The following is a 9,477-nucleotide window of genomic DNA, read 5'->3' on the forward strand; positions in this document are numbered from 1 at the left end:
CACGAGGCAGCGGCTTTGAAACTTGCCATTCTGATCACAGGATCAATTGCCGATGGTCTGCAGATAAGCAATCAGATCGGCGCGTTCCTGCGGCTTTTTCAGGCCCGCAAAGCTCATAGAAGTGCCCGAGATATAAGCGCTGGGACGGGTCAGGAATGCATCCAGTGCTTCGGGCGTCCAGTTGCCGCCGTGCGCCTGCATGGCCGCCGAATAACCGGTGAAACCCTTGGCGGCAGCCACAGGGCGGTCCACAATTGCGTAAAGGTAGGGGCCGGTGCCATTTGCGCCGTCTTCCAGCTTGTGGCAGGCCGTACACTTGCGGAACACCTTGGCGCCTTTTTCTGGGTCAGCAGCGGCCAGCATGTCTTCGAACACCACCTCTTCGCCGTCGGCGCTTTCACCCGCGCTTTCGGTCTCGATAATATAAGAGGCCGTCTCGCCATGGCCATCCGCATGATAGAGCATCTCGGCTCCCCATTTGGCCAGAAGCAGCACCAGAAAGGTGCCAAACAGGCCTGCCGCGGCCTTTGTAACTGTCATCGTGTCGAACATTGATCGCGTGTCCATTTCAGCTGTCTGCGGGGTGTCTAAGGCTTCCCCTTGCAAGAGGCAAGGTATAGACACCGCGACTAAACGCCCAATTCACGAACTTGTTGCACGGAATCGACCAAATGACCAATCGCATCGCATTTCAGGGAGAACCCGGCGCCTATAGTCACGAGGCTTGCCGCAATGCCCGCCCCGATATGGAGCCCCTGCCCTGCCGCACGTTCGAAGATGTGATCGAATCGGTCCGCTCGGGCGAGGCTGATCTGGCGATGCTGCCCGTCGAGAACACCACTTATGGCAGAGTGGCCGACATTCACCGTCTGTTGCCCCATAGCGGGTTGCACATCATCGACGAAGCTTTCGTGCGCGTACATATCAACCTGCTGGCCGTGCCCGGTGCAACGCTTGAGGATATCACCGAGGCGCATTCCCATCTGGTCTTGCTGCCGCAATGTGCGGGCTTTCTGAAGGAACACAATATCCGTGGCCGTGTCAGCCCCGACAACGCCCGCGCGGCGCGTGAGGTCGCCGAAGTCGGGGACAAACACTCGGCCGCGTTGGCCAGTGAACTGGCGGGGGAAATCTATGGTCTGGACGTGCTGGCCCGGCACATCGAGGATCAGGACAACAACACCACCCGCTTTCTGGTGATGTCGCGGCAGGCGGACCTTTCACGGCGCGGCCCACACGGAATGATCACCAGCTTCGTATTTCAGGTGCGCAATATCCCTGCAGCCCTGTACAAGGCGCTGGGCGGCTTTGCGACCAATGGTATCAACATGACCAAGCTGGAGAGCTACATGGTCGACGGTTCATTCACCGCGACGCAGTTCTATGCCGATATTGTCGGTCACCCTGAGGACCGCAATGTGCAGCTTGCGATGGACGAACTAGAGCACTTCACCACCAATGTCGAAGTGCTGGGCGTCTACCCTGCCGCAGAGCCGCGTGGGTAGCGGCGGTCAATGAGTTGACTGGATGGAAACACCGACCTTAACGTTAGTCGATTCAGTCAACCTCCATGCAGATGGCGCTCTTCCATTTCTCGGGCAAATTCACTGAGCCGCACTTGAAACTGACGCCGAAATCGCGCCTGACCCAGCCGCATCGATTGCAACAATAGCCGCGCGGGCAGAGATTTCGCGGTCAGCGACATTTCTATGCTCAGGCGGGTGCGGCGCTGCGACAAGGCCAAAAATTCAACGGTCGTTATTCCATTCATGCCCTTGCCTGAGGCTTCAAAACGCATGTGTGAAGGGGGTTCACACTCGGCCATGTGAATCGCAACGTGGCGCGGCTTGCCACGCAGTTTGAATTCGGTTTCCCACTGTGTACCCGGCACCACGCCCATGTGACCGGATAACCGACGCACCTCAACCCCTCGGCGCATCGCCATACGCTCGAAACGCTCAAAATCGGCTACCATTTCGAAGACCGCATTGATCGGGGCCTCGATATCTTCGCGCGCTGTAAACTGCATGGTGCTTCGTGGTTTTCTTTTCTATTGGGCCAGTATTTTTTCAGTCCAACGTATCCGCAAGCCAGTTTTGCAGCAGAAAATGCGCAATGGCACCCTTGCGGGCGGGCAACAATTTAGGGTGCTCTCCGGCGAAGGCCTGCATCATCTCAGGTTTGCTCACCCACATTCCGTCTTCGATTTCCACCGGATCAAGGGTGATCTCGCGCGACAGTGCCTCTCCCGCGCAGCCGAACATCAGCGAGGCTGGGAACGGCCAGGGCTGGCTGGACAGGTAACTGACGGACCCAACCGGAACGCCTGCTTCTTCCATCACTTCGCGCCGCACCGCAGCCTCCAGCGTTTCGCCGGGTTCCACGAAACCCGCCAACAGCGAATACATCCCCTCGGGCCAGCCCGGAGACCGCCCCATCAGCACCGAATCCCCGTGCGTGATCAGCATGATGACCACCGGATCGGTGCGCGGAAAATGCTGCCCTCCGCAAGAGGGGCAACTACGCTGCCACCCGCCCTGCGACACCTCGCTGGCGGCACCGCAACGCGCGCAGAACCGATGAGTTTCGTGCCAGCCGATGACCGCCTTGGCCGCCGCGGCCAGTTCCGCATCCCGTGCGGACAAACGGGTCATGATCCGGCGCAGCTCGGCAAACACATAGCCTTGAGGCAGGTCCGGGTGCTGCTGTTCAGATGAGTCGACAAACCCACCGATCTGCGACATGTCCATCCCCTCGGGCGACCAGTTCGAGATATCCAGTGCAAAGACCGGCACGCCATCCGACAGACCAAGAAACACTGGTTCTTCGATGCTGCCACCGGGGCCATTTTCCACCAACCCATGGGACATGGAAACAAGCCCCAGCTGATCCAGCCTTTCCCCCTGAACCAGCGGTTTGCCGCGCCACAGCAACAAGCAGGACGCCTTGGGATGGGTGCGCGCGTGTGCCAATTCCTCGGCATCGCCTCGAACATACGCGGCACGATCCAGACCCGAACTGCCAAACGTCACAAGTTCTGCGTGTTTCATTAAAAATCCTCTGGCGCGTCGACACAGGGCTGCCACGGCTGCCGCGACAGTGCAACGGCAATTTACAGCACCCTGAATCCCGAGGCCGTGAAAAAGAACGGAGGTCTGCGTTACAAGTTGCAATTACTATACTATTTGGCGAAAATACTTAACATATAACTGCTAAAAGTAGAAGTTTGTCACAGTCTCTTTCCCCTTTGCACACGTCATTGAAGATCCGGATTCTGGCTACCTCCGATCTGCATATGAACCTTCAGGGATTCGATTATTATTCCGATCAGGCGGACCCTGCGGTCGGTCTCAGCCGTACGGCCACCCTGATCCGCGATGCGAGGGAAGAAGCTGAGGCTGATGGCGCAATCGTCCTGCTGTTTGACAATGGCGATTCCCTACAAGGCACGCCCGTTGGGAAATGGGCGGTCGAGCCGGAAAATGCACCGCATATCCTGATGCGGGCCTTCAACGACCTTGGATATGACGCCATCGGACTGGGAAACCACGATTTCAGCTTCGGTCTTGATGTTCTGGATCGCGTGATCGCCGACGCGACCTGTCCTGTGATTTGCAGCAATGCACGCCGTCTGGACACGAAATCTGCTTGGCAGGATCAAGCCATTCTGACCCGAACAAAAAGTAGCGAAAACCAGCGTATTTCACTGAAGATCGGAGTATTTTCTGTGCTGCCGCCGCAGACCGCAAACTGGGAGGCGCATCGGCTTCAGGGCCGAGTGGTCGTGGAAGACATCCTGTCATGCGCCCAACAAAAGATGCTGGATTTGTCGGCACAAGGTTGCGACGTGATCCTAGCGTTGGCGCATACTGGACTTGGGCCGGTTAGCCCAGAGCCGGATCTTGAAAACGCAATCATTCCTCTTGCGGCCATCGACGGGATCGACGCTTTGATTGCAGGGCATTCGCACCTTACGTTACCCGGCCCGGCGCATGATGGGTTGGACCATGTCGACGCGACTTTGGGTCGGGTGCACGGCAAACCCGTCGTCATGCCCGGCGCGGCAGGGGCATATTTGGGTGTGATTGATCTGATGTTGCAGCGCGTGGACAACGGAAGATGGAAGGTATTCAATCACAAAACTGAATTGCGGCCCGTCTGCCCGGCAAAACACAGTGGAACGCCGCAACCAATCGCCGAAGACCCCGTTCTGGCGCGCCTTTTCTCCAGCGCGCATACGGAAACGCGCCGTCGCGCGGCGCGGCCGGTCAGCCATAGCGATCACCCTCTTCACAGCTATTTCAGCTTTTGCGCTCCTGACCGAGGTCTTGCCATTGCTGCGGCGGCTCAAGCCGCAGCCTTGCGTCCATTTTTGCACGGGACGCGCCTTGCAGGGCTACCATTGCTGTCAGCAATCGCACCGTCAAAGTTCGGAGGCCGCGCCGGCCCCAGACACTACACGGATGTCCCTTCTGGCCAGCTATGCCTGCGTCACGTGAACGACCTGTATGTGTTCCCCAACGAATTACAGGCGGTTGTGGTCACCGCCGAGCAGATTAGCGATTGGCTGGAAATGTCTGCGGGGGTGTACAATCAGATAACACCCGGTCATCCGACGGAGCTGGTCTCGTCTGACCGGGCGGGGCATAACTTTGATGTTTTACAAGGGCTGACTTACCAGATCGACCTGTCCCAACCGCCCCGTTTTGAGGCAAGTGGACGTCTGACCGACCCGGCACATCGGCGCGTGCGTGATATCCGGCTCGACGGCCGCTTGCTGATGCCCAGCAAGCGCTTTGTCGTTGCCCTGAACAACTACCGCGCCAATGGCGGCGGTCATTTTCCCTTTGTCGAACAGGCGGAACCGGTCGCGCTGCCTGTGCTGCCCATCCAGCGCGTGTTGCAGGATTACCTGTCCAAAGATCTTCCACCTGACTCGTTGCAACATGCACCTCGTCCCTTTCACCTGACCTCGTTTCCTGGTTCGTCGGCGCTTCTGCGCACCGGGCCAAAGGCCCAGGCACATCTGGATGAACTGTCTGAATACAACCCACAGATTGTGAGAAAAGACGACGAAGGCTTTCTGCTGATCCGCTTGTCGTTCTGACGGGTTGTCTTTCCCCCGGTCATTGCCTATATCAACCGTTGAGAGGTTGGCGCGGGCGAGCGCCTCGCCAACCTGGTCAGGTCCGGAAGGAAGCAGCCACAACGAGCCCCGCTTGGGTCGATGTCCAACCTCTCACTTCTCCTCACTGAAAAACATGCGTCCGTTGGTTGGGTATTCAGTCGATCAATCGAGGCCAGACGGCTGCGCTGCGCCGGGCAAATGCACCGATATGGCCAACTTCGGACAAACCGAACTCAGCCGGGGACAACAGATGGCGGCGCGCGTTAGGCCCATAGAGGTCCGCCAGCCGCCAAACCGCGTTCGGTGGCACGACATCGTCATCTTCAAACGTGAACAAATCCACAGGGGTCTCCGACTGCGCCCACCGCGCTTCGGGCAGAGTAGTGCCGATTTCCGGCAAGTAGTTGCGCGGCGCGGTACACCACCTGCGCCACTGCCAATAGACGCTGGCAGGCAAATCCGCCCCAAAACCCACCGCCTTGCCCGGCAAATAGCCAAGGGCTTTGACAGCCAAGGGCGCGTGGCCGTACCAAAACAGCAAAGCCAATGCCCGGTAGGGCCAAGGATGGTCAGACACCGTCACCGGCCCGGAACAGACGCAAATCATCCGGTCGATCTGTTCGATATCGGGCTGGATCGGCCCCAGCATTCCGCCAACGGAATGGCCGATGCTCCACTGCTGCGCGCTGGGAAATCTTCGCCGCATTTCGGCGCGGGCGGCAGGCATGTCGATCAACGCCCACTCCGCCATTGTGGCCTGTGCCGCCTTCAGCGATCCGTTCAGAGAGTGGCCGAAATCGCGGTAATCATAGGTCAAACAGGCCATGCCATTTTCTGTGACCAGCCAGCGGGCAAAGTGCTGATAGTAATCCCGTGGTACGCCCGTCGCGCCATGAATGACCACTGCGGTTTCGGGCTCGCCCACCGGTAAATACAACCGGGCCGACAATTGGGTCGACCCTGAAGGGAACAGAAAATCCTCGGTCAGTATTGTCTGCGTAGTGTCCAGCATGTTACCCTCATTCTGAACTGTTCAGTTCACCTTTCAATCCGCATAGTTTGCCGCCTCAAGTCAATCCTGTTTCCAGATGACCACGCGTCCACTTCACTGCTCCATTTGGCCGCTTGACTCAGGTCCCCTGTACCCGCTAGCGATGACGTGATGGTTCTCGTCCCCGATCTTCGGGGCGGGATGAAAAGGGAACACGGTGCGGTTCTGACTGGGAAACCGGAATGGACCAAAGCCGCGACTGCCCCCGCAACTGTAAGCGGTGAGCAATGCCGAAATACCACTGGCCGAAAGGTTGGGAAGGTCGGCAAAGCGACGACCCGCAAGTCAGGAGACCTGCCATCGAACCAAAACCGAAACTCGGGCGGGGTGTCCGGGCAGGTCGTCAGCATGCTGTCACACCTGATCCACGTCCCCCGTCCTACGCGCGGAGGGCGCATTATGATCTGGAAGACAAAGACACACCAATTCACCGCGACCGTATGCCAGAAAACCGGCAAAACCTGCCCGGCGCTGGCTCAGGCGGCACGCGCCATCGTGCAGGCGATGGAGGCCGCCGTGCCCGCAACGACCCCCGATTTTGAAATCGACGGCAGCTGCGAGCTTAGTTATTGCGCGCAGGGCTGCACCGCGCGGTTCCGGGCGCAAAAGGACCAGATCCGCGTATTTTGCGGCACCAGCGCAGTCACCTCGATCGAGGCATTGGACGATTACGCGGACATGCTGTTCGGCCTCGACTTTACCATGCGCCCCTCAGGTATTTTACCCACCCCGCCCTGCGCGATGCTTGAGGTTTCGGCACTTGAACCGCAGGCCGCAAAGCAAGCGGATCGGCATATAGCCCTCTGATCCGGCGAACCTACTTGGCGCGTGCGGCCCACTCGAACTGACCATTGGTTTCGACAGCACAGGGCCGCACCCCGCGCAGGCGCTTAAGCGCCGCGTCGGGGTTTTCCCCATGCTCAACCATGAGGCGCAGAACGATCATCCCCGATCGACCGCAGCCACCCCGGCAATGTGCCAGCACCCGACCGCCCTGAGCCAGGATGCTCGCTGCAGCCGCGCTGACCTCAGTCCAAGCTGCTGCAATCGCAGAAGGCGGAGCGCCGAAATCATCAACCGGCAGATGCGCCCACTTGATCGCAATCGCACGAAGGTCATCCCCAAGCTTGCCAGCGCCTTCTCGCTGCATCTCAACCTCGGTGGTCATGGAAATCACCAAATCCGGTTGCCAGTTTCGAAGCACATCCAGGTCTTGCGCATAATCTCCACCGCCCCCCGGCAATGGCGACAACGCAACAGAGCCGTTGCCAACCTGCACAGAATATATTGCGAACTGACTCAAGGCGGGTCCTCCTTTGGCGGTTTTAAGATGGGTAATCTGGCTTGCAAACAGAAATTCGCCTACGGGGGCTGTGGACGCGGGACGCAGTGGTCTCTACGCTGCATCAGAACCCGAATCCGACAGAGCAGACATGAACGACACGCCCAGCCCCGCCTATCAGGTTCTTGCCCGCAAATACCGCCCGGAAACCTTTGCCGACCTCGTCGGTCAGGACGCGATGGTGCGCACACTAAAAAACGCGTTCGAAGCTGACCGGATCGCCCAAGCCTTCATCATGACCGGCATCCGCGGAACCGGCAAAACCACCACCGCGCGGATCATCGCCAAAGGCATGAATTGCATTGGCCCCGATGGTGAGGGCAAACCAACCACTGAACCTTGCGGTCAGTGCGAACATTGCGTCGCAATCATGGAAGGTCGCCATGTCGATGTGATGGAGATGGACGCCGCCAGCCGCACCGGCGTGAATGACATTCGCGAGATCATCGACAGCGTTCGGTATCGCGCTGCGTCTGCCCGCTATAAGATCTATATCATCGACGAAGTTCACATGCTCTCGACCAGCGCCTTCAACGCGCTGCTCAAGACGCTCGAGGAACCGCCCGAGCATGTGAAGTTCATCTTCGCCACCACCGAGATTCGCAAAGTGCCGGTAACGGTCCTGTCGCGATGCCAACGGTTCGATCTGCGGCGGATCGAGCCGGAGGACATGATCGGCCTGCTCAACAAGATCGCAGCGGCCGAGAACGCCCAGATTGCCGATGACGCGCTGGCGTTGATTACCCGTGCGGCCGAAGGATCGGCGCGGGATGCAACCTCGCTGCTAGATCAGGCGATCTCACACGGGGCCGGGGAAACAAGCGCCGATCAGGTGCGCGCCATGTTGGGCCTCGCGGATCGCGGACGCGTGCTGGACCTGATGGACATGATCCTGCGGGGCGATGCAGCCGGAGCGTTGACGGAGCTGGGCGGTCAGTACGCCGAAGGCGCTGATCCGCTGGCCGTGCTGCGTGACTTGGCCGAGATTACCCATTGGGTGTCGGTTGTCAAAATCACCCCGGATGCAGCCGAAGACCCAACCGTTTCGCCTGATGAGCGCGCGCGCGGCCAGCAGATGGCCGAAGCCTTGCCGATGCGGGTTCTGACGCGGATGTGGCAAATGCTGCTGAAAGCGCTGGAGGAAGTATCCGCCGCGCCAAACGCCATGATGGCGGCTGAGATGGCCGTAATCCGACTGACCCATGTGGCCGACCTGCCCAGCCCGGAAGAACTGATCAAGCGGTTGCAGGATGCGCCCCCACCGCCCCCGAATGGTGGCCCTGGAGGCGGCATGCCCAAGTCATCGCAGACCACTGTTCAGGCGCAGGCACCAATGGCGTCAACTTACGCGGCACCCGCAGGCGGCGCAGCGGGTGCACCCAGCGCCGCTTTGGCGCAAGACGCGCAAACCGCTCTGGCGCGTTATCCGACCTTCGACCACGTGGTTGAGCTAATCCGCGTCAACCGCGACGGCGTTCTGCTGGACGAGGTCAAACGCTCATTGAGGCTTGTTGCTTATCAACCGGGACGGATCGAGTTTCAACCCACCGAGCGCGCCTCGGCCCAACTGGCTCAGCGTCTGGGCACTGCATTGCAGCGCTGGACCGGCAACCGCTGGGCGGTCACCGTTGTCAACGATGGCGGGGGAGAGACGATCTATGAAAAGGAAAACGCTGTTGAGGAGGCGTTAAAGGCCGAAGCCAGTGCCCATCCGCTTGTGCAGGCAGTTCTGGCCCATTTCCCGAAAGCACGGATCAAGAACATCGAAACGCCAGAGCAACGCGCCGCCAAGGTCGAAACCGAAGCCTTACCCGAAGTCGAGGATGAATGGGACCCGTTCGAGGAAGAATAAGCCAAATCCATTCTGAGCCGAAACCCTCCCGCGCCCGCCACGGGTCATCGGCTGACGCCGATACCCCTGAGCGGCCTTGGGCCCGGCAGCGCGGGCAACGCCCG

The 9,477-nt window shown here is 59.5% G+C and carries 9 protein-coding genes, 1 other RNA gene and 1 riboswitch; of the genes, 5 read left to right on the plus strand and 5 right to left on the minus strand.

Annotated elements, in window-relative coordinates:
* Positions 1 to 42: 42 nt before the first annotated feature.
* Positions 43 to 552, minus strand: coding sequence for a c-type cytochrome (locus ACR0LN_RS19900; protein ID WP_480432105.1), 510 nt, complete (start codon positions 550 to 552; stop codon positions 43 to 45).
* Between the two features lie 119 nt (positions 553 to 671).
* Here ACR0LN_RS19900 and ACR0LN_RS19905 point away from each other — a divergent pair, with 119 nt between their 5' ends.
* On the plus strand, positions 672 to 1,505 hold the full coding sequence (locus ACR0LN_RS19905) for a prephenate dehydratase (RefSeq protein ID WP_480432090.1): 834 nt from the start codon (positions 672 to 674) through the stop codon (positions 1,503 to 1,505).
* 56 nt (positions 1,506 to 1,561) lie between these two features.
* Here ACR0LN_RS19905 and ACR0LN_RS19910 read toward each other — a convergent pair whose 3' ends face one another.
* The gene (locus tag ACR0LN_RS19910; protein ID WP_480432091.1) at positions 1,562 to 2,029 is read right to left on the minus strand and encodes an SRPBCC family protein; all 468 of its coding nucleotides are present in this window, start codon (positions 2,027 to 2,029) and stop codon (positions 1,562 to 1,564) included.
* Positions 2,030 to 2,069: 40 nt separating this feature from the next.
* Entirely contained in the window at positions 2,070 to 3,050 is a 981-nt protein-coding gene (gene nudC / locus ACR0LN_RS19915; protein WP_480432093.1) for an NAD(+) diphosphatase, read from the minus strand.
* A 209-nt stretch (positions 3,051 to 3,259) separates the two neighbouring features.
* Between nudC and ACR0LN_RS19920 the strand changes: the two genes are divergently transcribed.
* On the plus strand, positions 3,260 to 5,107 hold the full coding sequence (locus tag ACR0LN_RS19920) for a bifunctional 2',3'-cyclic-nucleotide 2'-phosphodiesterase/3'-nucleotidase (protein ID WP_480432095.1): 1,848 nt from the start codon (positions 3,260 to 3,262) through the stop codon (positions 5,105 to 5,107).
* A gap of 39 nt (positions 5,108 to 5,146) precedes the next feature.
* Positions 5,147 to 5,245: signal recognition particle sRNA small type (gene ffs, locus ACR0LN_RS19925), an RNA gene on the plus strand.
* Positions 5,246 to 5,282: 37 nt separating this feature from the next.
* Here ffs and ACR0LN_RS19930 read toward each other — a convergent pair.
* Positions 5,283 to 6,140: an alpha/beta hydrolase family protein gene (locus tag ACR0LN_RS19930; RefSeq protein WP_480432097.1), complete on the minus strand. Its 858-nt coding sequence runs from the start codon at positions 6,138 to 6,140 to the stop codon at positions 5,283 to 5,285.
* A 134-nt stretch (positions 6,141 to 6,274) separates the two neighbouring features.
* A riboswitch (cobalamin riboswitch) is annotated at positions 6,275 to 6,495 on the plus strand.
* A gap of 83 nt (positions 6,496 to 6,578) precedes the next feature.
* On the opposite strand from ACR0LN_RS19930, the gene ACR0LN_RS19935 reads away from it, so the two are divergent.
* Positions 6,579 to 6,986 carry a hypothetical protein gene (locus tag ACR0LN_RS19935; protein ID WP_480432099.1) on the plus strand — a complete coding sequence of 136 codons (408 nt, stop codon included), beginning with the start codon at positions 6,579 to 6,581 and terminating at the stop codon, positions 6,984 to 6,986.
* Between the two features lie 10 nt (positions 6,987 to 6,996).
* On the opposite strand, the gene ACR0LN_RS19940 is transcribed toward ACR0LN_RS19935, so the two are convergent.
* Positions 6,997 to 7,482: a protein-tyrosine phosphatase family protein gene (locus ACR0LN_RS19940; protein WP_480432101.1), complete on the minus strand. Its 486-nt coding sequence runs from the start codon at positions 7,480 to 7,482 to the stop codon at positions 6,997 to 6,999.
* Between the two features lie 130 nt (positions 7,483 to 7,612).
* Here ACR0LN_RS19940 and ACR0LN_RS19945 point away from each other — a divergent pair, with 130 nt between their 5' ends.
* A complete protein-coding gene (locus ACR0LN_RS19945) occupies positions 7,613 to 9,373 on the plus strand; it encodes a DNA polymerase III subunit gamma/tau (protein WP_480432103.1) in 1,761 nt (586 codons plus the stop codon).
* Positions 9,374 to 9,477: the final 104 nt, after the last annotated feature.

Source organism: Ruegeria sp. AA6 (assembly GCF_056542865.1).

What these genes read in the sequence shown, in the direction of transcription:
- ACR0LN_RS19900 (WP_480432105.1), bottom strand. Translation starts at nt 552, where the DNA reads ATGTTCGACACGATGACAGTTACAAAGGCCGCGGCAGGCCTGTTTGGC.
- ACR0LN_RS19905 (WP_480432090.1), top strand. Translation starts at nt 672, where the DNA reads ATGACCAATCGCATCGCATTTCAGGGAGAACCCGGCGCCTATAGTCAC.
- nudC (WP_480432093.1), bottom strand. Translation starts at nt 3,050, where the DNA reads ATGAAACACGCAGAACTTGTGACGTTTGGCAGTTCGGGTCTGGATCGT.
- ACR0LN_RS19910 (WP_480432091.1), bottom strand. Translation starts at nt 2,029, where the DNA reads ATGCAGTTTACAGCGCGCGAAGATATCGAGGCCCCGATCAATGCGGTC.
- ACR0LN_RS19935 (WP_480432099.1), top strand. Translation starts at nt 6,579, where the DNA reads ATGATCTGGAAGACAAAGACACACCAATTCACCGCGACCGTATGCCAG.
- ACR0LN_RS19945 (WP_480432103.1), top strand. Translation starts at nt 7,613, where the DNA reads ATGAACGACACGCCCAGCCCCGCCTATCAGGTTCTTGCCCGCAAATAC.
- ACR0LN_RS19930 (WP_480432097.1), bottom strand. Translation starts at nt 6,140, where the DNA reads ATGCTGGACACTACGCAGACAATACTGACCGAGGATTTTCTGTTCCCT.